General features: G+C 69.6%; 16 protein-coding genes. 12 read left to right on the plus strand and 4 right to left on the minus strand.

Going from position 1 to position 21865, the window contains the following annotated elements; translation table 11 throughout:
- Position 1: 1 nt before the first annotated feature.
- The 8 genes from DMP23_RS40120 to DMP23_RS40155 all read left to right on the plus strand — a co-directional run bounded on the left by DMP23_RS40120 (position 2) and on the right by DMP23_RS40155 (position 12236).
- Positions 2-889, plus strand: coding sequence for a serine hydrolase (locus DMP23_RS40120; RefSeq protein WP_275294588.1), 888 nt, complete (start codon positions 2-4; stop codon positions 887-889).
- 119 nt (positions 890-1008) lie between these two features.
- Positions 1009-2397 (plus strand): serine hydrolase, encoded by a 1389-nt coding sequence (locus DMP23_RS40125; protein ID WP_037820418.1) that lies wholly within the window; start codon positions 1009-1011, stop codon positions 2395-2397.
- Positions 2394-3287: a serine hydrolase gene (locus tag DMP23_RS40130; protein WP_337824088.1), complete on the plus strand. Its 894-nt coding sequence runs from the start codon at positions 2394-2396 to the stop codon at positions 3285-3287. Before DMP23_RS40125 ends, DMP23_RS40130 begins: the two co-directional genes overlap by 4 nt.
- A gap of 10 nt (positions 3288-3297) precedes the next feature.
- Positions 3298-4890 carry an ABC transporter substrate-binding protein gene (locus DMP23_RS40135; protein WP_337824089.1) on the plus strand — a complete coding sequence of 531 codons (1593 nt, stop codon included), beginning with the start codon at positions 3298-3300 and terminating at the stop codon, positions 4888-4890.
- Positions 4890-5870, plus strand: a complete 981-nt coding sequence (locus tag DMP23_RS40140) for an ABC transporter permease (RefSeq protein WP_336157235.1) — start codon at positions 4890-4892, stop codon at positions 5868-5870. The genes DMP23_RS40135 and DMP23_RS40140 overlap by 1 nt, the downstream gene beginning before the upstream one ends.
- A gap of 1 nt (position 5871) precedes the next feature.
- Positions 5872-7779, plus strand: coding sequence for a dipeptide/oligopeptide/nickel ABC transporter permease/ATP-binding protein (locus tag DMP23_RS40145; protein WP_337824090.1), 1908 nt, complete (start codon positions 5872-5874; stop codon positions 7777-7779).
- A gap of 79 nt (positions 7780-7858) precedes the next feature.
- A complete protein-coding gene (locus tag DMP23_RS40150) occupies positions 7859-8821 on the plus strand; it encodes an ABC transporter ATP-binding protein (RefSeq protein WP_134732401.1) in 963 nt (320 codons plus the stop codon).
- A gap of 106 nt (positions 8822-8927) precedes the next feature.
- A complete protein-coding gene (locus DMP23_RS40155; RefSeq protein ID WP_337824091.1) occupies positions 8928-12236 on the plus strand; it encodes a serine hydrolase in 3309 nt (1102 codons plus the stop codon).
- 44 nt (positions 12237-12280) lie between these two features.
- On the opposite strand, the gene DMP23_RS40160 is transcribed toward DMP23_RS40155, so the two are convergent.
- The 3 genes from DMP23_RS40160 to DMP23_RS40170 all read right to left on the minus strand — a co-directional run bounded on the left by DMP23_RS40160 (position 12281) and on the right by DMP23_RS40170 (position 14381).
- Entirely contained in the window at positions 12281-12481 is a 201-nt protein-coding gene (locus tag DMP23_RS40160) for a hypothetical protein (protein WP_337824092.1), read from the minus strand.
- A 71-nt stretch (positions 12482-12552) separates the two neighbouring features.
- Positions 12553-13194, minus strand: a complete 642-nt coding sequence (locus DMP23_RS40165) for a response regulator transcription factor (protein WP_043836645.1) — start codon at positions 13192-13194, stop codon at positions 12553-12555.
- Positions 13182-14381, minus strand: coding sequence for a sensor histidine kinase (locus DMP23_RS40170; protein ID WP_337824093.1), 1200 nt, complete (start codon positions 14379-14381; stop codon positions 13182-13184). The genes DMP23_RS40165 and DMP23_RS40170 overlap by 13 nt, the downstream gene beginning before the upstream one ends.
- A 147-nt stretch (positions 14382-14528) precedes the next feature.
- Here DMP23_RS40170 and DMP23_RS40175 point away from each other — a divergent pair, with 147 nt between their 5' ends.
- The 4 genes from DMP23_RS40175 (at position 14529) to DMP23_RS40190 (ending at position 21058) form a co-directional block, all read left to right on the plus strand.
- Positions 14529-15269 (plus strand): ABC transporter ATP-binding protein, encoded by a 741-nt coding sequence (locus tag DMP23_RS40175; RefSeq protein WP_337824094.1) that lies wholly within the window; start codon positions 14529-14531, stop codon positions 15267-15269.
- A 5-nt stretch (positions 15270-15274) separates the two neighbouring features.
- Positions 15275-17845: an FtsX-like permease family protein gene (locus DMP23_RS40180; protein ID WP_337824500.1), complete on the plus strand. Its 2571-nt coding sequence runs from the start codon at positions 15275-15277 to the stop codon at positions 17843-17845.
- Positions 17846-17858: 13 nt separating this feature from the next.
- Positions 17859-19427 (plus strand): amidase, encoded by a 1569-nt coding sequence (locus DMP23_RS40185; RefSeq protein WP_337824095.1) that lies wholly within the window; start codon positions 17859-17861, stop codon positions 19425-19427.
- A gap of 764 nt (positions 19428-20191) precedes the next feature.
- Complete coding sequence (locus tag DMP23_RS40190) at positions 20192-21058, plus strand: S1 family peptidase (RefSeq protein ID WP_337824096.1); 867 nt, start codon at positions 20192-20194, stop codon at positions 21056-21058.
- 4 nt (positions 21059-21062) lie between these two features.
- Here the strand turns inward: DMP23_RS40190 and DMP23_RS40195 are convergent, their stop codons facing one another.
- Complete coding sequence (locus DMP23_RS40195; RefSeq protein WP_134732411.1) at positions 21063-21803, minus strand: IclR family transcriptional regulator; 741 nt, start codon at positions 21801-21803, stop codon at positions 21063-21065.
- Between the last annotated feature and the right edge of the window lie 62 nt (positions 21804-21865).

Consider the following 21865-nt stretch of genomic DNA (forward strand, 5'->3'; position numbering starts at 1 on the left):
CATGGCTACCGCATCCGAAACGATCGCCCGCCGCGCCGAGGAGGTCGGCGTCGAGGTCCGGCTGCACGCCGCCGAGGTCGACGGGACCCGAAGTCTCGGCATCGGCGAGGACGTCCCGGTCGTCCCCGCGTCGGTGTTCAAGGTCCCGATCGCGCTGGAGCTGGCGCGTCAGGCCGCCGAAGGAACGCTCGATCTGGGCGCCCCCGTCACCGTCGAACCCGGGCACCCGACGCCGAGTCCGTACGGTCTCGCCACCTTCCGCCACGAAGTCCGGATGTCCTGGCACGATTTGGCGATCCTGATGATCGGAATCAGCGACAACGTCGCCACCGACCTGATTCTCGCCGAGGTCGGCAAAGACGCGGTGAATAGCACGTTGCGCCGCCTGGGATTCACGCAGACCGTTGTGCCGCAGGACTGCGGCGAACTGCTCGCCACGATCGGCGAAGATCTCGGCGTCTCTTACGAGGACGACGAACGGGCGCTCGCCGAACTGACCTACGAACAGGTTTCCGGGTTGCGCGCGCTGCAACCGGAAAAATCCTGCCGCACCACCGCCGCCGAAATGACCCGCTTGCTGGGACTGATCTGGCGCGGCGAAGCGGCCGCGCCGGAGGCGTGCGCGGACGTCCGCCGCTGGATGGAACTGCAGGTGTGGCCGCATCGCCTGCGTTCCGGATTCCCGGACGACGGGATCCGCACGAGCGGCAAAACCGGCACGTTGCCCGCCGTGCGCAACGAGGTCGGCGTGGTCGAGTACCCGGACGGCGGCCGGTACTCCGTCGCCGTGTTCACCCGCGCCGAGGACTCCCGCTCCCGGGTGCCCGAGCGCGACGCGTTCATCGGTTTCGCCGCCGCGACGGCGGTGGAGTCGCTGCGCACGGCCTGATTCGTCGGAGCGGAGGAACTTTCCTCGCGCTCTCCTCGGTCCGGACGAACAAGTGACGTCCGCCACCGACCTAGCATTTCCGAAACGCCGGTCCACCATCCCTCGGACAGAAGGTGCACATGTCGAAAATTTCCGAAATCGAGACCTGGCTTCAGGAGAATTTCGCCGCTTTGCTGGCCAAGCATCAGGTTCCCGGAGCCGCGATCGCGGTGCTCGCCGACGGCGAGGTGATCGACCACGCGGCGGGCGTCGTGAACAAGGGCACCGGCGTGGAGTCCACTGTGGACTCGGTATTCCAGATCGGGTCGATCACCAAGGTGTGGACGACCACGCTGGCCATGCAGCTGGTCGACGAGGGCAAGCTGGACCTCGACCGGCCGGTGCGGGATTACCTGCCGGAGTTCGTGCTCGGCGACGACGAGGCCGCGGCGGCGATCACCGTCCGCCAGCTGACCTGTCACACCGCCGGTTTCGAGGGCGACATCTTCACCGACACCGGACCCGGCGACGACTGTGTGGAGAAGCTCGTCGCGACGCTGTCCGACGTGCCGCAGCTCTTCCCGCCGGCTGAGCGGTTCTCCTACAACAACGCCGGTTACTGCGTCCTCGGCCGCGTCATCGAGGTGCTGCGCGGCAAGTGCTGGGACGACTGCGTGCGCGACCACCTCTTCGCGCCGCTCGGCCTGACCCACGCGGCGTCCGGTCCGTACGACGCGATCCGCTACCGCGCCGCGATCGGTCACGTCACCCCGAAGCCGGGCGACGACCCGGTGCCCGCGCCGGTCTGGGCGCTCACCCGCTCGAACTCGCCCGCCGGCTCGACGCTCGCGATGCGCCCGCGCGACCTGCTGACCTTCGTCCGGATGCACCTGAACGACGGCAAGGCCGACGACGGCACCCAGGTCCTGCAGCCGGAGTCGCTGCTCGCGATGCGCGAACCGCAGGTCGACGTGCCCTACCTCGGCATCATGGCCGCGCACTGGGGCCTCGGCTGGATGCTCTTCGACTGGGACGGCGGCAAGGTGATCGGCCACGACGGCGGCACCATCGGCCAGTCGGCCTTCCTGCGCGTGGTGCCCGAGCGCGGCGTCGCGGTCGCACTGCTGACCAACGGCGGCGCCCCGCTGCACGTGTACCACGAGATCTACAGCAAGCTGCTCGACGAGCTCGCCGGGGTCACGGTCCCGCCGCTGCCCGTGCCGAACCCGGCGGCCGCCCCGGCCGACTTTTCCCGCTACGTGGGCGAGTACTCGTCCATGGTCGCCGACACCGTCGTCAGCGAGGAAGACGGCAAGCTCTGGATGAAGCGCACCCCGAAGGGAATCTTCGCCGAGATCGGCGCGCCTTCGGGGAAGGAAGAACTGCTGCCGTGCCAGGGCGACACGTTCGTCGCGAAAACCGAGCAGATGCCGGGTGTCTACATGGCACACGCGTTCGTCGGCGACGACGGCAACGGCCGCGCGCAGTTCCTCCACACTGGACGCGCGGACCGACGGGTCTCCCAGTGAGCGGGATCCGCGAGCGGATCGAGGCCGTCTTCGCCGACGCCGGCGCGGAAGGGTTCCTGCACGCCCGGGAAATCGGCGTGCCGGGCCCGGAGGTGTCGGCGGGCGGGGACGATCCGGTCGTCCTCGCGTCGGTGTTCAAGATCCCGGTGGCGCTCGCCTACGCCCGCGAGGTCGCCGCCGGACGGCTGGACGACACCGAACGGACGAAGGTGACCGCGCGGTACCGGATCGGCGGCATCGGCACCGCGGGCTGCGCCGACGACGTCGAGATGAGCTGGCGCGACCTCGCGCACTTCATGCTCACGATGAGCGACAACGCCGCGACCGACGTGCTCTACCACCGGCTCGGCCAGGAAACGGTGGACCGGGTGCTGAGCGACCTCGGCCTCGAACGCACCCGGCTGATCGGCTGCTGTGAGGACCTGTTCGCGTCGGTCGTCTCCGATCTCGGCGGCACGCCGGAGTCCGATCTCGAGGCGCTGCTCGGCGGGGCCACGCCGGAGCAGTTGGACAAACTGGCGGTCCGGGATCCGGAACGCACCACGTCGTCCACGCCGCGCGAGATCACCGAATTGCTCGACGCGATCTGGACCGAGCGCGCGGGCGAACCCGAAGCGTGCGAACGGGTCCGCACGATCATGGCGCAGCAGATCTGGCCGCACCGGCTGTCGTCGGGCTTCCCGTCCGGCGTCGCGATCGCGGCGAAAACCGGGACGCTGCCCGGAATCCGCAACGAAGCAGGCGTGGTGACCTTGGGGGACGGCCGCCGGTTCGCGGTCGCGGTGTTCACTCGCGCGCATTCTCTCGAAGACCGCGTTCCCGCGGTCGACGCGTCCATCGGTGCCGCCGCCCGGCTGGCTGTCGACCACCTCCAGAGCGCGACCCCGTAGGAGAAATCCCATGAAAACTGCCCGGCTCACCGCCGCGATGGCGGGCGTGGTGGCCTTGACCGTGAGCGCGTGCGGGGGATCAGCGCAATCCGGGACGGACCGGACCGCGAACCAGAAACTGGTCGACGGCAAGACTTTCACCTTTGCCCTGCCGACCGATCCGGGAACGCTCGACCCGGCGATCACCGTGTTGTCGGCCGCTCGCAATCTCGACGGGTTCCTCTACGACGCCCTGATCAATCTCGACTCCAAGGGTGAGCCGGAGGCGGCGCTCGCGGAGAAGTGGGAAGCCGCCACGACGACGGCGTCCTTCACTCTGCGCAAGGGCGTCACCTGCTCCGACGGCAGCCCGCTGACCGCGGCCGACGTGGCGGCGAACATCAACTTCATCGGCGACCCGGCGAACAAGTCACCGCTGGCGGGCGTCACGGTGAAGAGCGGCACCAAAGCGGTCGCCGGCGAGGGCACGGTCAAGATCACCAGCGGTGCGCCGGACGCGTTCCTGCTCCGCAACATCGCCGGTCTGCCGATCGTCTGCGCCAAGGGGCTGGCCGACCGGAAAACGCTCGCCAAGGGCGAGAACGGCACCGGCATGTTCGCCATGTCCGAGATCGTCCCGAACGACCACTACACGCTGACCCGGCGCAAGGACTACACCTGGGGCCCCGGCCAGTTCGACCCGAAGCAGAAGGGCCTGCCGGACAAGATCGTCGTCCGGGTCGTCCCGAACATGACGACGACGACCAATCTGCTGCTGTCCGGCGAGGTCAACGCCGCCCAGGTGCTCGGGCAGGACCAGCAGCGGCTCAAGGCACAGCGGCTGTACCACGCCGACATCGTCGCCCCGTTCGGCGAAATGTTCTTCAACCAGGCGCCCGGCCGGTTCGGCGCGGACCAGGCGATGCGCCGCGCGCTGACCCAGGCGATCGACCTCCCGCAGGTCGCGAAGGTGCTGACCCGCGACGGCAGTGCTCCGGTCAGGGGCATGGTCACCATGGAACCCCGGCCCTGCCAGGGCGATTCGGCCACCGGGAAGATGCCCGGCTTCGACGTCGCCGCGGCCAAGGCGGCGCTGGAGCAGGCGGGCTGGAAACCGGGACCGGACGGCATCCGCGTCAAGGACGGGAAGCGGCTGTCGCTGACCGCGATCTATGGAACACAGGCCGGTCCGACGATGGCTCCCGGCGCGGAGCTGATGCAGCAGGGCTGGAAGGCAGCCGGCGTCGACGTCCAGCTCAAGGGCCTCGACAGCCCGGGGATCAGCCAGGCGCTGTTCGCCACCGGCGAGTGGGACATCTCGTTGGCTCCGCTCGGCCTCACCGTGCCCAGCGAGCTGGTGCCGTTCATCTCCGGTGCGCAGCCGCCGGAGGGCACGAACTTCGCGCACATCAAGAACCCGCGGTACGACGCGCTGGTCACCAAGGCGGCCACCCAGGCCGGGCAAGCGGGTTGCGCGGACTGGCTGGCCGCGGAATCGGCGCTGTACGAGAAGCAGGACGTCGTGCAGTTCGCGAACTCGGTGCTCCCGACCTTCGGCAGCAACGCGAAGTTCGAGATCGTCAACGGCTACCTCAAGCCGGCCACCATCCGGATGTACGCCTGATGACCGGCGCGATCGCCGTCGCGGGCCCGAAGGTCAGCCCCTGGCTGGCCTTCGGCGCCCGCCGCCTCGGGCGGTTCGTGGTGTCGCTGTGGGTGCTGGTCACCATGGCGTTCCTGATGATCCAGCTGATCCCCGGCGACCCGGTGCGCTCGGCGCTCGGCCTGACCGCGCCGATCGAGCTGATCAACGCCCGGCGCGCCGCGCTCGGCCTGGACCATCCGCTGTGGCAGCAGTACCTCGACTATTTCGGCGGGCTGTTCCGCGGCGATTTCGGCACGTCGATGCTGACCGGGCAGCCGGTCGGCGACGTCATCTCCGACCGGCTCCCGGCGACGCTGCAGCTGGCGCTGCCCGCGTTCGCGGTGGTCATCGGGCTCGCGATCCCGCTCGGCCTGACATTCGCGGTGCTGACCCGCGGCGGACGGCATCGCGGCGCCGAACTCGGGTTCACCTCGACCACCGTGCTGTTCGCCGCCATCCCGGAGTTCCTGGTCGCGGTGGCGCTGGTGGCGTTCTTCGCGGTGCAGCTCGGCTGGTTCCCGGTGGCAGGCCACGACGGCGCGGGTTCGCTCGTGCTGCCGGTCATCGCGCTGGCGCTCGGCCCGGCCTCGACGCTCTCCCGGATCGTCCGGGTGGAGACGCTTTCCGTGCTGGGCAACGATTTCGTCCGCACCGCACGGGCGAAACGGCTTCCCGCGCGGATCGTCTACCTGCGGCACGCGCTGCCGAACGCGCTGACCGCGACCCTGACGCTCGGCGGGCTGATGCTCACCAGCCTCGTCGCGGGCACTGTGCTGGTGGAGAACGTCTTCGCCTGGCCCGGCCTCGGCTCGACGATCTCGCAATCGATTCTGCAGAAGGACTACCCGCTGGTGCAGGGAATCGTGCTCGTGTACGGCATCGGCGTGCTGCTGGTGAACCTCATCGTGGACCTGCTGCTGGCGGTCCTCGATCCGCGTTCGACGATCCGGGAGAACTGAGATGGCGAAACGGCGCGGACAACAGTGGCTGGCCGCCGTGCGCACCCCGCTCGGCGCGTTCTCGGCCGGTCTGCTCGTGCTGGTGATCGCGGTGGCGGTGCTGGGCCCGATCCTGTGGCAGGACGCGGCTTCGGCGATCGACACGAACGCGATCGGCCAGGGCCCGTCGGCCGGCCATCTGGTCGGCACCGACGAACTGGGCCGCGACATTTTCTACCGCGTGCTGGTGGCGACCCGGCTTTCGGTGCTGCTGGCGCTGATCGCCGCGGCGCTCGGCGTCGCGACCGGCCTGGTGCTCGGCATGCTGCCCGCGGTGCTGCCGCGTCCGCTCGGCAGACTGCTGACGGCGGCGATCAACATCGCGGTCGCGTTCCCCGGGCTGCTGCTGGTGTTGTTCTTCGCGGTGATTTTCGGCGTGGGCACCCAAGGCGCGGTGATGGCGATCGGGTTCGCGGTGGCCCCGCAGTTCGCCCGGCTGACCCAGACGTTGTCGGCCTCGGTGGCTGGACGGGACTTCGTGTCCGCCGCCCGCGTCGCCGGAGTGGGCCGGATCCGGTTGCTGTTCCGGCACATCCTGCCGAACATCGGCGAGCCGCTGGCGGTCAACGCCACCATCGGTGCCGGTGGTTCGCTCCTGGCGTTCTCCGGCCTGTCGTTCCTCGGGATCGGCGTGCAGGCCCCGGATTACGACTGGGGACGGCTGCTCAACGAAGGTCTCAACGGCATTTACGTCAACCCGGCGGCGGCGCTCGCGCCCGGCGTGGCGGTGGTCCTCGCGGGGCTCGCGTTCAACCTGTTCGGGGAGACCGTCGCCGGAGTGATCGGGGTGCGGACCCGGTTGCCGCGGTTGACTCCTCGGGTGCTGCGAAAGTCCAAAGTGGACCCGATTTCCGCGGACGATGCCGTGCTGGTGGTCGAAAACCTGGAAGTCGCGTTCCCGCGGCCGACGGGCTGGACGGTTCCGGTGCGCGGCGTGAGCTTCACCGTGCGAGCGGGCGAGGCGATCGGGGTCGTCGGCGAATCCGGTTCGGGCAAGAGCTTGACCGGACTCGCGGTGTCGCGGCTGATCGAATCGCCCGGTTCGGTGACCGCGGACCGGCTGGACTTCGCCGGAACCCCGGTGCTCACCACACCGGAACGCGAATTGCGGACGCTGCTCGGGACGTCGCTGGCGATGGTGTTCCAGGACCCGATGACGTCGTTCAACCCGACCCGGCGAATCGGTCGTCAGCTCGCCGAGGTTTCGCAGCAGCACCAAGGGCTTTCGCGGGTGAAGGCGTTCGAGCGGGCGATCGACCGGCTGCGCGCGGTACGGATTCCGGCCGCGGAACGGCGCGCGAAGCAGTACCCGCACGAGTTTTCCGGCGGCATGCGGCAACGCGCGATGATCGGCATGGGCCTGATGGGCGACCCGCGGTTGATCATCGCCGACGAACCGACGACCGCACTGGACGTGACCGTGCAACGGCAGCTGTTGCGGTTGCTGGCCCAAACCCGCGCCGAACGGGACACCGCGATCATCCTGATCAGTCACGACATCGCGGTCGTTTCCCAGACGTGCGAACGAATCCTGGTGATGTACGCCGGACGGATCGTGGAGGATCTGCCCGCTGCCGGACCGGACATCACGCCGCGGCATCCGTACACGCGGGCGCTGCTGGCCACGACACTCGACCTGGAGACGGACCCGGACGCGCCGCTCGCGGTGATCCCCGGCCGTCCGCCGGAACCGGACCAGATGCCGTCCGGCTGCGCGTTCGCGAGCCGCTGCCCGGTGGCGACCGACCGGTGCCGCGAGGAGGACCCGGAACTGACCGTGCTCGCGCCGGAACACCGGGTGGCGTGCTGGCATCCGGATGCGGCACTGTCGGAAGAAGCAGTTGCCGCCGCCTCGGGAGGCACGAAATGACCGACCTTGACCTCCGCTGGCCAAGGTCCTTCACGGACCATCGCGCCGGGCGGAACGAAGCAGTGGCGGGAGGGGCGGAATGAGCGAGCTGGTTTTCGATTCGGTCAGCGTCCGGTACGGCGGGCGGCGCGGGCTCACCGCGGTGGACGGCGTGTCGCTGACCGTCCCGGCGGGCAAGGTCGTCGGGCTCGTCGGCGAATCGGGTTCGGGCAAGTCGACGCTCGCGAAGGCGGCCGTCGGATTGTCGCCGGTGAGTGCGGGCCGGGTGCTGCTCGGCGGCGTGGACGTGCGGAAGCTGCCACGTCGGCGTCCGCTGCAGATGGTGTTCCAGGATCCGTATTCCTCGCTCAACCCGAGGATGACCATCGGCGAATCGATCGCCGAAGCGATGCCGCGCGGGACGGACCGCTCGGCCGAGGTCGCCCGGTTGCTCGAACTGGTCAATCTCGATCCCGAGCGGGCCGCGCATCTGCCGGGGCAGTTGTCCGGCGGGCAGCGGCAACGCGTCGCGCTCGCCCGGGCGCTCGCGGGGCAGCCGCAGGCGCTGATCGCCGACGAGATCACCTCCGCGCTCGACGTTTCGGTGCAGGGCGCGGTGCTCAACCTCGTGCGTTCCGTGCAGCGGCAGCTCGGCCTGTCGATGCTGTTCATCTCGCACAACCTCGCCGTGATCCGGTATCTCAGCGATTTCGTCGCGGTGATGTACCTCGGCCGGATCGTCGAAGCCGGACCGGCCGAGCAGGTGCTCACCGATCCGCAGCATCCCTACACCCGCGACCTGCTCGACGCCGCCCCGTCGGCGCACAAGTCGCTGTTCGACCAGGAACCCGGCGCGACCGCGGACGCGGAACCGCCGGATCCGCACCATCCGCCCGCCGGCTGCCGGTACCACCCGCGCTGCCCGGTCGGCCCGCTGGTGCGCAGCGACCGCGAGATCTGCCTCCGGGCCGATCCGGCGGAGGACGCCGCGCCCCGGCGGCACGCATCGGCCTGCCATTTCCTAATCCGGCCAAAAGAAGGCCGCCCCCCACTCGGCACGTAACCGTTGCTGAGAAGCCATTAGGCCGTGGCTGTGGCCGGATTAGGAACGATCAGCACAGTGCCGAATCCGAGGGCCACGAGCCCGCGATCTCCCAAGGAGCCAGCGTATGACCCGCCGTCTCGGCATCGATGACCTCTACGACCTCGCCGCGCCCAGCCAGCCCGCGCTTTCGCCGGACGGCAGCCGGATCGCCTACGTGGTCCGGACCGCGGACCGGGAGGAGGACCGGAACGTCGACGCGCTGTGGACGGTCGGCGCCTCCTCCGGCGAAGCCCGTCAGCTCACGCGCGGCAACGCGGACGCGGCTCCGAAATGGTCCCCGGACGGTTCCCGGCTCGCGTTCCTGCGCGCCCAGGACGGCCCGCCGCAGATCTGGATCCTCCCGGCGGACGGCGGCGAGGCCGAGCAGCTCACCAAGCTGCCGCTCGGCGCGGGCGCACCGGTGTGGAGCCCGGACGGCAGCAAGATCGCGTTCTCCGCGGCGATCGATCTCGCCGCGGTCGTCGAAGCGCCGCCGGCGAACACGCCGATCGTCGCCGAGCGGCTGGACTACAAGTCCGACGGCCCCGGCCTGCTGAAGACGCTCCGCAGCCACGTGCACGTCCTCGACGTCGCGACCGGCGAAGTCCAGCAGCGCACCTCCGGCGACTGGCACGCGGGCCAGCCCGCCTGGTCGCCCGACAGCAAGCACGTCGCGTTCACCGCGGCCCTGGACGCCGACGCCGACCTCACTTTCCGTTCCGCAGCTTACGTTCTCGACGTCACCGAGCGGAACGCCGAACCGCGCCTGGTCGGCACCGACAAGGGCATGGCGGGCACGGTCGGCTGGACCAAGGACGGCAAGGCGCTCCTGGTGGTCGGCCGCACCGACACCGCCACCGGGCACCTCGGCCTGCTGCGCGTCCCGCTGGACGGCGGCGAGACGGTCGACCTGGCCGCCGGTCTCGACCGCAACGTGATGCCCGGCGGCCCCGGCTACCCGGGCGCGCTGCCGCAGCTGACCGAGTCGGGCGACGTCGTGGTGTTCGCGATCCGCGACCGCGGCTGCACGCATCTGTACGAAGTGGACCTTGCCGGTGGCGAGCCTCGCGCGGTGCTGACCGGCGACGGCAACGTAGTGTCCGGAATGGACTTGGTCGGCGACCGGGCCGCGATTGTGCTGGCTACCAACGATTCCTTCGGCGAGGTCGCCGTTGTCGACCGCACCACGGGCAAGGTCGACGTGCGCACGAAGCACGGCGACGCAGTGTCCGAAGCGGAATTGTTCTCCCGTGAATCGCGCGAATTCACCATCAGCGACGGCACCGTCGTGCAGGGCTGGCTCATCCGCGACACCGAACGCACCGGCGCACAGCCGCTGCTGATCGACATCCACGGCGGTCCGCACAACGCCTGGAACGGTGCCGCGGACTCGATTCACCTGTACCACCAGACCCTCGCCGCACGCGGCTGGGCAGTGCTGCTGATCAACCCGCGAGCCAGCGACGGTTACGGCGAAGCGTTCTACACCGCGGCGATCGGCGCGTGGGGCCAGGCGGACGCACCGGACTTCCTCGAACCGATCGACCAGCTCGTCGCCGAAGGCCTCGCCGACCCGGACCGGCTCGCCGTGACGGGTTACAGCTACGGCGGCTTCATGACCTGCTACCTGACCAGCCGTGACGACCGTTTCGCCGCCGCGGTGGCCGGTGGCGTGGTCAGCGACCTGACCAGCCTTGCCGGGACGTCCGACGGCGGACACTTCATGGCTGTCAACGAATTCGCCGGACTCTCGTCGGGACAATACGAGAACTCCTCCCCGCACGCGCAGGTCGAGAACGTCCGTACCCCGACGCTGATCCTGCACGGCGGCGAGGACGTGCGGTGCCCGGTCGGGCAGGCCGAGCAGTGGTTCACCGCACTGCGCGAGCGCGACGTGCCGTCCCGGCTGGTGCTGTACCCAGGCGGCGCGCATCTGTTCATTTTGGACGGTCCGCCGTCGCACCGCGTCGACTACAACCGGCGCGTGGTCGACTGGGTCGAGCAGTACGCGGGTTCGCGGGTGCCGATCGAGGCCGCGCACTGGAGCCGCCGCCTGGCGGAACTGGCGCGCAAGCACGACGTTCCCGGTGCGTCGCTGGGAATCCTGCGCGTCGACACCGGCGAGGAGGTATTCGCGACCCACGGCGTGCTGAGCAAGACGACCGAGGTCGAGGTCACCGAGGATTCGCTGTTCCAGATCGGCTCGATCTCCAAGGTGTGGACGTCGACCGTGGTGATGCAGCTCGTGGACGAGGGGCTGCTCGACCTCGACGCCCCGATCGTCGACGTGCTGCCCGAACTGCGGCTGTCCGATCCGGAGGTGACCAAGAGCGTCACCATGCGGCATCTGCTGACGCACACCAGCGGCATCGACGGCGACATCTTCACCGACACCGGCCGCGGCGACGACTGCGTCGAGAAGTTCGTCGACCTGCTGGAGGACGCCGCGCAGAACCATCCTCTCGGCGCGACTTTCTCCTACTGCAACTCAGGTTTCGTCCTCATGGGCCGGGTGATCGAGAAGCTCACCGGGAAAACCTGGGACGCCGCGATGCGGGACAAGCTGTACATGCCGCTCGGCCTCACGCACACCGTCACGCTGCCGGAGGAGGCGCTGCTGTTCCGCGCCGCCGTCGGCCACGACGCGCCGGACGGCGAAGAACTGGCTCCGGCTCCGGTCTGGCAGCTGCCCCGTTCGGCCGGACCGGCCGGTCTGATCACCTCGCGCACGAAGGACGTCCTCGCCTTCGCCCGCCTGCACCTCACCGGCGGCCTGACCGAGGACGGCACGCGGATCCTGTCGGCGGAATCGGCCGCGGCCATGGCGGACAAGCAGGCCGACGTCCCGGACAAGCACACCCTCGGCGATTCGTGGGGCCTCGGCTGGATCCGCGACGAGTGGGGCGGCCGCCGCATCATCGGCCACGACGGCAACACGATCGGCCAGTCGGCGTTCCTGCGCCTGCTGCCCGACGCGGGCCTCGCGGTCACCCTGCTGACGAACGGCGGCCACGCTCGGGACCTGTACACCGAGCTGTACCGGGAAATCTTCGCCGAACTCGCCGACGTCGCCATGCCGCGCCCGCTCGAACCCCCGGCCACGCCGGTCACGGTGGACGCGAGCCGCCACGTCGGGGTGTACGAACGGGCTGGCGCGCATGTCGAGGTTGTGGAGCGCGAAGGTGGTTTGCGCGTCGTGTACACGACGACCGGACCGCTGGCGGAACTGATGCCGGAGAAGGTCCAGGAGTTCGACCTGGTGGCGGTCTCGGACACGCTGTTCCTGCTCCGCATGCCGGGTGGACAGTTCTGGACGCCGGTGCTGTTCTACACGCTGCCGACGGGGGAGCCGTACATGCACTTTGGCGCGCGGGCGACGCCGAAGGTGTCCTGAGGCTTGAGGGGCCGGGCATTCGCCGTCCGGCCCCTCAACCCTGGTCAGTCCTTGCGGCGCGCCAGGTAACGCACCAGCAGCAACACCAGACACGCCACCGCTATCCCACCGCCGATATACCGGTAAGTCGCCTCCAACCCAGCGAACTGGCCGATCGAGTTAGCAGCGGCGCCGACGAGAAAAACCAGCCACAGCAAGGTAGTCACAACAGGGCCGCCGGCGGTGCGGCTTCGGGAAGTCTCCATGCCGAGAACACTATGCAGCGGCGAAGGGCGCAAACAGGCCGTAAGCACCCAACTTCACGGTAGCGCCTGCGCTACCTCTTCCCGTTCAGGTAAGCCAGCACAGCGAGCACCCGCCGGTGCCCGTTGTCCTCCGGCAGTCCCAGTTTCGCGAAGATGTTGCGGATGTGCTTGAGCACCGTTCCGTCGCTGACCACCAGCAGTTCCGCGATCGTGGCGTTGTTGTAGCCCTCCGCCATCAGCCCGAGCACCTCGCGTTCGCGTGCGGTCAGCGCGTCGAGCGGGTCGCGGCGGTGGGCCAGCAGCTGGGTCACCACCTCCGGGTCCATCGCCGTGCCGCCCTCGACCACCCGTTGGAGCGAATCGAGGAACTTGGCGACCTTGCCGACGCGTTCCTTGAGCAGGTACCCGACCGCGCCCTTGCCGTCCGCGAGCAGTTCCGCCGCGTAGCGGGTTTCGACGTGCGCGGAGAGCACCAGCACCGGCAGCCCGGGGTGAAGCTGCCGCGCCTGCACGGCCGCGCGCAGGCCCTCGTCGGTGTGCGTGGGAGGCAGCCGGACGTCGGTGATCACCGCGTCCGGGCGGTCCTCGCGGACGAACGCGAGGAAGTCGTCGGTGTGGTCGAAAGCGGCGGCCACCTCGATGCCCGAGGTGTCGAGCAGCAGCACCAAACCTTCTCGCAGCAGGGCGTCGTCCTCGACGATCACGACCCGCATGGCAACTCCACTTCCAGAACAGTCGGTCCACCGGGCGGACTCGTCAGCGTGACCGTCCCGTCGAAAGCTTCGGCGCGTTTCCGGATCCCGGCCAGTCCGCTGCCCTGGGATTCGTCCGCGCCGCCGCGGCCGTCGTCGCGGATTTCGATCCGCACGGTGTCGACGGTGCCGTCGAGCGTAATCGACGCGTGTTCCGCGCCCGAATGCTTGGTCACGTTCGCGAGCGTTTCGGCGACGATGAAGTACACCGCCGCCTCGACCGCGGCCGGGCGGCGCGCGGAGCTGCGAACGTCCACAGTGCACGGAACCGCGCATCGGTCGGCGAGTGCGGTGATCGCGCCGTCGAGCCCGCGGTCGGTCAGCAGCGGCGGGTGGATGCTCCGTACGACCGTGCGCAATTCGGCGAGCGCTTCGGTCGCCGCGTCCTGCGCCTTGCCGAGCAATTCCCTTGCCTTGGCCGGATTTCCCTCGAAAAGCTGATCGGCGATCCCGAGTTGCAGCACGACCGCGGACAGCCGCGCCTGCGTCCCGTCGTGCAGATCGCGTTCGAGACGGCGGAGTTCGGCGCCGTGTGCCTCCAGCGCGGCGGCGCGGGTCGCGGTCAGCTCGACGACCCGGTCGGTCAGCGAGGCGCCGGGCCGCGGGCCGAGAAGCGCCCGCGTCGCCAGGGCTTGCCAGCGAGCCAGCGGCGCGGCCCAAAAGGTGAGCGCGATCATGACGATCCCGCTGAAGATGCAGAGCGCGGCCGACGGCCACGAGTTCACCATGAACTCCAGCGAGCTCTGGATCCCGCCGGGCACCAGCCACCAGAACACGCCGGTGAGGATCTGCCGCAGTCCGCCGAGCGGCAAGCCGAACGCGAGCACCCCGACGAGGAAGCCGACCACCGCGTGCACCGCGAGCCACGCGAGGTCGCGCAGGCTCGCTGGGTCACGAATGGGCGAAACGTTGGCGTACGGCTCCGCGATCGGCTCGCCGAGCCTGCGCCCGGCACGGCGGCGTTCGAATCGCAGCGGGTAGCGGATCAGTTTCAGCGCGACCGGGAGCGCCGGAATCCCGACGCCGATCAAACACGTCGCGAGCACGATGGCCATCGCGAAAAAGAGCAGCATCGCGAGAAACGCGGTCGCGGCTCCCACCAGCAAATAGCGGAGTCCGGACCACCACGAGCGCAGCCACCTTTTCACCCGCACAGTGTCCCATTAGGACCTCCCCACCGGGCGTGGTGGTGCCTGCGCTACCCCCAAGACTCTCGCGCTCGGGATCGTTTCCGCGTCCCCGCCGCCATAGCTTCGTAGAGACAGAAATCTGCTGGTCCGAGGAGCGACACGAACATGAACACAGGCGGAACACACGCCCTGAGGCTGGAAGCGGTGCGCAAGATCTACGGCTCCGGCGACGGCGCGGTCACCGCGCTGGACGGGGTGTCGGTCGGGATCCAGCGAGGCTCGTTCACCGCGGTGATGGGGCCGTCCGGGTCCGGCAAGAGCACCTTCCTGCACTGCGCGGCCGGGCTCGACCGGCCGAGTTCGGGAAAGGTGCTGCTCGGCGAAACCGAGCTCGGCGGACTCCGCGAGCGCGCGCTCACCGAATTGCGCCGGACCCGGATCGGGTTCATTTTCCAGGCCTACAACCTGCTGCCGTCGCTGAACGTGCTGCAGAACATCACCCTGCCGATGCGCCTGGAGGGCAAGAAGCCCGACGCGCGCTGGCTGCGCGAGATCGTCGACAGCGTCGGCATCGCGAAGCGGCTCGAGCACCGCCCGGCGGAACTGTCCGGCGGGCAGCAGCAGCGCGTCGCGATCGCCCGCGCGCTGATCACCCGGCCCGAGGTCGTGCTCGCCGACGAACCGACCGGCGCGCTCGACACCCGCACCGCGCGCCAGGTGCTCGACCTGTTGCGCACCGTGGTCGACCAGATGGGCCAGACCGTGTTGATGGTCACCCACGACCCGGTCGCCGCGTCCGCCGCGCACGGAGTGCTGTTCCTCGCCGACGGCAAGCTCGCCGGCCACCTCGCGCAGCCGACCCCCGAGCGGGTCGCGCAGCGGCTGACGCACCTCGGGGAGTGGTGACCGCCATGTGGTCGTTGGCTTGGCAGACGACGAGGGCCCGGCTGAGCGGGTTCGTCGGCGCGTTCATCGCGATTCTCTGCGGCACCGCGCTCGTCGCGGGCTGCGGCATCCTCATGGAATCCGGTCTCCGGGCCGGAGTCCCGACCGAGCGCTACGCCGACGCGTCCGTGGTGGTCGGCGGGGTGCAGACCACGAAACCGCCGGGATCGGATTTCGGCGAGTCCGAGCAGGTCACCGAACAGACCACGGTGCCGGAGACGCTGGTCAACCGGATCGCGTCGGTGCCAGGGGTGCGCCAGGCGGTGCCGGAGCAGGACTTCCCGGCGAACGTCGTGACGTCCGGCGGCAAGGTGCTCACCGGCCCGAACGGCACCCAGTCGCGCGGGCACAACTGGGACGCGGCCGTGCTGGCCCCGCTCTCCATCCGGGACGGGCACGCGCCCGAGGCTGCGAACGAGGTCGTTCTCGACGCGGAACTCGCCGCCCGCGCCGGAGTTTCGGTCGGCGGCACAGTGCGGATCTCGACCCGGTCCACGCCGATGGAGTTCCGGGTCAGCGGCATCGCCACGCCCCAGTCCGCCAGCGGGCTGAGCAGGCAGTCGGCCCTGTACTTCTCCGCCGCGCGCGCCGCTGATCTTTCCGGGAAGCCCGGGCAGGTCCACGCGATCGGCGTGCTCGCCGCTCCCGGGGTCGCGGCGGGCGATCTGGAAGACCGCGTCAACGCGGCGGTCAAGGGCGAGCCGGTCACGGTGACCGCGGGGATGGAACGCAGCACGGTCGAATTCCTCGACGTGAGCCAGACCCGGATGCTGCTGTTCATCCTCGCGGGCGCGTTCGGCGGGTACGCGATCCTGGTCGCGGTGTTCGTCGTGGCGAGCACGCTGGCGCTGGTGATCAACCAGCGGCGGCGGGAATTCGCGCTGCTGCGGGCGATCGCCGCCACCCCGAAGCAGATCCGCAAGCTGATCAGTGCCGAAACCATGCTGGTCGCGACGATCGCCGGGGTGCTCGGCGCGGGTCTCGGCGTGGCCGTCGGCTACGGATTGCGCAACTCCTTCGCCGCGGTCGGCGTGATCCCGCAGGACTTCGGCCTCGCGATCGGCCCGCTCCCGCTCGTCGTCGCGTTCCTGCTCGGCTTGGGCGCGGCCCGGCTGGCCGCGTGGTCGGCGGCACGGCGTCCGTCGTCGATCCGCCCGATCGAAGCGCTCGGCGAGGCGGCCGTCGAACGCCGCGAACTCGGCCGGGCCCGCCTCGTGGTCGGCTGGGTGCTGGTGGCGCTCGGCTTCGGCGGCGCGACCGTCCCGATGTACGTGACCGGGCCGGGCGCGCTCGCCGCCTCCTCGATGTCCGCGCTGGTGGTCGTGATCGGGCTTTCGGTGCTCGGGCCGAAGGTGGTCGCCTTCATGACGCGGATCATCGGCCCGCTGTACTCCGGCTTCTCGCGGATCAGCGGCTACCTCGCCGCGGCGAACAACCAGGCCAACGCCCGGCGGCTCGCCTCGGCGGTGACCCCGGTGATGCTGGCGGTCGCGTTCGCGATCTCGATGTTCTACAGCCAGACGTCGTCCGCTGCCGCCACGCGGGAGCAGGCGGTCCGGTCGACGACCGCGGACCACGTCCTGACGAGCACGACCGGCGCGCTGTCCCCGGAGGTCGCCGCGGCGGCGCGGGCCATCCCCGGAGTCGCGGCCGCTACCTCGGTGATCCGCACCGACGTCGTCACCACGGTCAAGGAGGACCAGCGGCTGCGCGTCATGAAGTACCCGGCGCAGGGGCTGAACGGCGACCAGGTCCGCGGCGTGCTCGACCTCGGCGTCGTGTCCGGGAATCTGGCCGACCTGCGCGGCGACACCGTCGCGATGAGCAAGAGCGAAGCCGATTGGTACGACAAGAAAATCGGCGACGAGGTCGACTTCTGGTTCGGTGACGGCAGCCCCGCGAAGGTGAAACTGGTCGCGGTCTACACGCACAACCAGGCGTTCGGCGAGTACGTGCTGCCCGCCGATCTCGCCCGCGCGCACACGGGCGACCGGATGGACAGTTCCGTTCTGGTGCGCCAAGACCCGAACGCGGACCCGGCCGCGGTGACCGCCGCGTTGCGCGACCTCAGCGCTCGCTACCCAGGCCTCACTGTGACCCCGAGTTCCACGGTTTCCGCGCTGGAAAGCGCTTCGGCCCAGCAGCAGTTCTACCTGAACCTCGTCGCGGTCGGCGTGATCCTCGGCTACGTGGTGATCTCGGTGGCCAACACGCTGGTGATGACCACCGCGCAGCGTTCGCGGGAATTCGCCCTGCTGCGGCTGATCGGCACCACCCGGGGGCAGGTCGTGCGGATGATGCGCCTGGAAGCGTTGACGACCGCGGGCATCGCGGCGCTGATCGGCACCGTGGTGGCGGCGATTCCGTTGGCAATTCTCAATCTTGCCCTGCGCGACACTCCGCTCCCGTCCGGAACCCCCGCGGTATTCGGCGGAATCATCGCCGGAGCCTTCCTGCTCAGCCTGGTCTCGCTCGGACTGTCCACTCGGGTCACCTTGCGCGCCAAGCCCATCGACGCCATCGGCCTCCGCGAATAAGAAAGAAGAACCCATGCGCACCACCTCGCTGAAACGGCTTTCGGTGGCGGCCCTCACCGCGGCGGGCCTGCTCCTGCCCGCCGCGGCGGACGCCTCGCCGGCTCGTTTCCTCGACCAGACCACCATTCCCGATTTGCAGCGCGCCATGGACCGCAAGCAACTGACGTCGGAACAGCTGACGCGCAGTTACCTGCGCCGGATCGAAGAACTGAACCCCAAACTGCACGCCGTCGTGCAAACCAATCCGGACGCACTGGCAGCGGCGAAGGAAAGCGACGCCCGCCGCCGTACCCACTCCTCCCGCAGCGCTCTGGAAGGAATTCCGGTTCTGCTGAAGGAAAACACCGATACCGCAGACCGGCAAACCACCACCGCCGGATCCACCGCGATGCTCGGTTCACGCCCCGCCAAAGACGCGTTCCTGGTCCAGCGCCTGCGTGCCGCCGGAGCGATCGTGCTCGGCAAAGCGAACCTGTCGGAATGGTCGAATTTCCGCTCAGGCGGGCAAATCCCAGGCTGGAGCGGAGTCGCGGGCCAGACCCGCAATCCCTACGCACTGGACCGCAGCCCGTGCGGCTCCTCGAGCGGCTCGGCAGTCGCCGCCGCAGCCGGTCTGGCGACAGTCGCCATCGGCACCGAGACCGACGGTTCGATCGTGTGCCCAGCGGCCGCGACCTCGACCGTCGGCGTGAAAACCAGCCTAGGCGTCGTGAGCCGCAGCGGCGTCGTGCCGATCACCACCCAGCACGACACCCCCGGCCCGATCGCCCGCAACGTCACCGACGCCGCACTCATCCTCGCCGTAATCACCGGTGCCGACCCCGCTGATCCCGCCTCAGTCGCCGCCGCGCCCGCGATTCCCAAGGACCTGCATTTGGATCGAAACGCCCTGCGCGGCAAGCGAATCGGCATCTGGCGAAAGGGCCATACCGGCATCGATCAGCAGGCCGACCGCGTCTTCGAGTCCACAGTGCACACTCTGCGCTCACTGGGCGCGACGGTCGTCGAGGGCGCGGACGTCGAGGACATTTCCTGGTCAGTCAAACCAGATCTCTTCCCGGCGTTGCTGACCGAGTTCAAACACGACCTGAACGCCTACCTCGGCGCGACCCCCGGCAACCACCCGCGGAACCTGTCCGAGCTGATCGCCTACAACGACCAGCACCGCGACGTCGAAATGCCGCTGTTCGACCAAAGCCTGCTGATCGAAGCGAACAAGGCGGACGGCAACCTGGCCGACCAGACCTACCGCCGCCAGCGCGCCGCCGCGACGGGCATCGCACAACGGTCGATCGACGACGTCCTTGCCTCGAAGAGCCTCGACGCAATCATCACCCTGAGCGGCTTGCCCGCTTCGCCGCTGGACCGCCCAGGCGACCCGAAGTTCATGAGCAGCACCCGGAACACTTCCGTCGCGGGCTACCCGAACATCACCGTGCCAGCCGGCTTCGCGGGTCCATTGCCGGTCGGGGTCTCGTTCCTCGGCACGAAGTATCACGATGCGCAGCTGCTCAACTTCGCCTACGCGTACGAGCAGGCGGCACACGCTCGGCATGCTCCGCGGTACTTGCCCGCTGCTTAGCCGCCGGGCTCCCGGCTGCGGGAGGAGATCGTGCAGCAGCGGCCGAGATCCGGCGCGCGCCCCAGCCGCGGCGGACCAGGCGCGTGATGCCAGTGGTCCGTGAAGGGCTCCTTGAGGGAACCAGATTCCTTCAAGGAGCCCTTCACGGACTTCGGCGAGAGCGAGGGCCGTCCGGCACGTTTCGTCGGCCGGTCCTCCGCAGCGCCCTGGCCGACACCGCCACCTGCTCACCCTCCGCGCACCCGAGCAACCCGATCGAGGCGGCCCAACCCGACGCCGCTCGGACGAGACCGCCCAACCCGCGCCCGCCTGAGCCGAGCCCGCCCGACCCGAGTCGGCCCGAACCTGCCCGACCCGCCCCGAGCCCGCCGAGCCGGGCCCGCCCAACCCGCGCCCGCCTGAGCCGAGCCCGCCCGGCCCGACCTTGCCCGCCCCGGGCCTCCCTGAGCCGGGCCCGCCCCACTTGAGCCCGCCCGAACCGAGCCCGCCCGAGCCAGCCCCGCAGATGTCCCGCTGATCGGGAGCAACCCCCACAATCCGCTCCCGTGCCGCCAAACGGCCCAGCCTCCAGGCAAAACACCCCGCCGCCGTTAGCATTCCGTGACCAACACCGAACCCGGCGTATCGAGGCCGTCAGTTTCTACCCTGGTCACCGGATTAATCGGGCACTCTCACTCATTCGGGTTAACAACTTCGCTATCTTGGACCCCGTGGTGCACGCAAAGTCACGTTCCGCTCAGCGGGCGAGCCTTCGGCTGGGCGCCGTGGCGGCTGCCACGGTGCTGGGGGCCGGGCTCGCCGGGGCCTACGTCGGCCTGCACCGGACGGCGGAGGCGGAGACGGCCAAACCGGTGTCGAACGTCGCCGTCGCGCGCAGCGCCGGCGGCAACGCGGGCAACGCCAGCAGCACAGTCAGCGGCGGCACCGGCAACACCGGCGGCAAGTCCTCCGCGCAGCCGCCCGCGCTGCCTGATCATCCGACCCCGTTCAGCGTCAAACTGTCCTCAAAGGACATTCCGGAGAAGGGCGGCGGCGTCCGCACCGGCGGGTGCAGCGGGTCGCTGATCGCCCCGCAGTGGATCGTCACCGCGGGGCACTGCTTCCACGACCTCGACGGCACGCGCGTCAGCGGCAAACCCGACTACACGATGACCGCCGCGATCGGGAAGCTCACCGACTCCGATCCGCGCGGGCACGTGCTGAAGATCGTGGACACGCGCCAGTCCGCGGTGAACGACCTCGCGCTCGCCAAGCTGTCCGAGCCGGTCACCGACATCGAACCGCTCGCGCTGCCGGACGGCCCGCCGGATCCGGGGCAGCACACGACGTTCGTCGGCTGGGGTTCGCTGTCCTCGAAGGTCATCGTGCAGACCGACCACATCAAACGCGGCGACTTCCAGGTCGACGAAGTGCGCAAGAACGAGATCACCCTCGAACCGCTGAAGAAGCGCACCGTCGAGAACAGCCCGTGCCCGGACGACTCGGGTTCGCCGTTCTTCGTGCCGGTGAAGGGCAAGAACACGCTGATCGCGGTCGAGAACTTCGGACCGGACTGTCCTCAGCCCGGCATCGAAACCGCGGCGCGCGTCGACCAGCTCGTCTCGTGGATCCGGGGCGAGATCGGCGCGTAAGCGCTCACCGGGGCAACAGCGCCGCCAATTCCCGCGCGGCAGCACGCAAAGCGGGCACGAACTCCTCAAGTTGAGCCACGCTTAGCCGGTAAGCCGGTGCCGCGGTGGACAACGCGGCGATCGCAGTCCCGTCCGGAGTCCGGATCGGAACGCCGACCGCGCGGATGCCTTCCTCGTGCTCCTCGTCAGCGATCGCGTAACCACGTTCGCGCACCGCCGCGATCTCCGCCGCGAACGCCTCGCGCGAAGTGATCGTGCGCGGGCCCAGCGCGGGCAGTCCAAGCGAAGCGACCAGTTCATCCCGGTTCGGCGCGAACGCGACCAGGCATTTCCCCATCGACGTGCAGTGCAACGGCCCGCGCGCGCCCGGTTCGCCGCGGATCTGCAGCCGCTGCGACCCCTGCACCGAGTGCACGTAAACCTGGTTGTGCCCGTCCAGCACGGCCAGCAGCGTCGGCTCGCCGGTCTCCGCGGACAGCTTCTGCATCACCGGCAGCGCGACACCGGCGAACCCGCGCGCCTGCGACACCGACTGGCCCAGCTCGAACAGCCGCAGCCCCAGCGAATACCGCTTCGACACCGGGTCATTGCGCGCGAATCCCTCGCTCTGCAAGGAGCTGAGCAATCGATGCGTGGTGCTCACCGGATACCCGGCGGCGCGCGCGAGCTCGGACAGCGGCACGCCCTCGGGGTAGCCGCCGAGCAGGGACAGCACCCGCAAAGCCTTGCCGACCATGTCCGTCATCGGACCCCCTTGACGTCCCGCGCGCGGCGACGCACACTGCCTCTCACCGCATTGCGGAATAG

This window comes from Amycolatopsis sp. A1MSW2902 (assembly GCF_017312175.1).
In the GTDB taxonomy this organism is placed as follows: Bacteria; Actinomycetota; Actinomycetes; order Mycobacteriales; family Pseudonocardiaceae; genus Amycolatopsis; species Amycolatopsis nivea.

What these genes read in the sequence shown, in the direction of transcription:
- DMP23_RS40165 (WP_043836645.1), bottom strand. Translation starts at nt 13,194, where the DNA reads ATGCGGGTCGTGATCGTCGAGGACGACGCCCTGCTGCGAGAAGGTTTG.
- DMP23_RS40180 (WP_337824500.1), top strand. Translation starts at nt 15,275, where the DNA reads ATGTGGTCGTTGGCTTGGCAGACGACGAGGGCCCGGCTGAGCGGGTTC.
- DMP23_RS40185 (WP_337824095.1), top strand. Translation starts at nt 17,859, where the DNA reads ATGCGCACCACCTCGCTGAAACGGCTTTCGGTGGCGGCCCTCACCGCG.
- DMP23_RS40150 (WP_134732401.1), top strand. Translation starts at nt 7,859, where the DNA reads ATGAGCGAGCTGGTTTTCGATTCGGTCAGCGTCCGGTACGGCGGGCGG.
- DMP23_RS40160 (WP_337824092.1), bottom strand. Translation starts at nt 12,481, where the DNA reads ATGGAGACTTCCCGAAGCCGCACCGCCGGCGGCCCTGTTGTGACTACC.
- DMP23_RS40195 (WP_134732411.1), bottom strand. Translation starts at nt 21,803, where the DNA reads ATGACGGACATGGTCGGCAAGGCTTTGCGGGTGCTGTCCCTGCTCGGC.
- DMP23_RS40175 (WP_337824094.1), top strand. Translation starts at nt 14,529, where the DNA reads ATGAACACAGGCGGAACACACGCCCTGAGGCTGGAAGCGGTGCGCAAG.
- DMP23_RS40155 (WP_337824091.1), top strand. Translation starts at nt 8,928, where the DNA reads ATGACCCGCCGTCTCGGCATCGATGACCTCTACGACCTCGCCGCGCCC.
- DMP23_RS40140 (WP_336157235.1), top strand. Translation starts at nt 4,890, where the DNA reads ATGACCGGCGCGATCGCCGTCGCGGGCCCGAAGGTCAGCCCCTGGCTG.
- DMP23_RS40120 (WP_275294588.1), top strand. Translation starts at nt 2, where the DNA reads ATGGCTACCGCATCCGAAACGATCGCCCGCCGCGCCGAGGAGGTCGGC.
- DMP23_RS40135 (WP_337824089.1), top strand. Translation starts at nt 3,298, where the DNA reads ATGAAAACTGCCCGGCTCACCGCCGCGATGGCGGGCGTGGTGGCCTTG.
- DMP23_RS40145 (WP_337824090.1), top strand. Translation starts at nt 5,872, where the DNA reads ATGGCGAAACGGCGCGGACAACAGTGGCTGGCCGCCGTGCGCACCCCG.
- DMP23_RS40125 (WP_037820418.1), top strand. Translation starts at nt 1,009, where the DNA reads ATGTCGAAAATTTCCGAAATCGAGACCTGGCTTCAGGAGAATTTCGCC.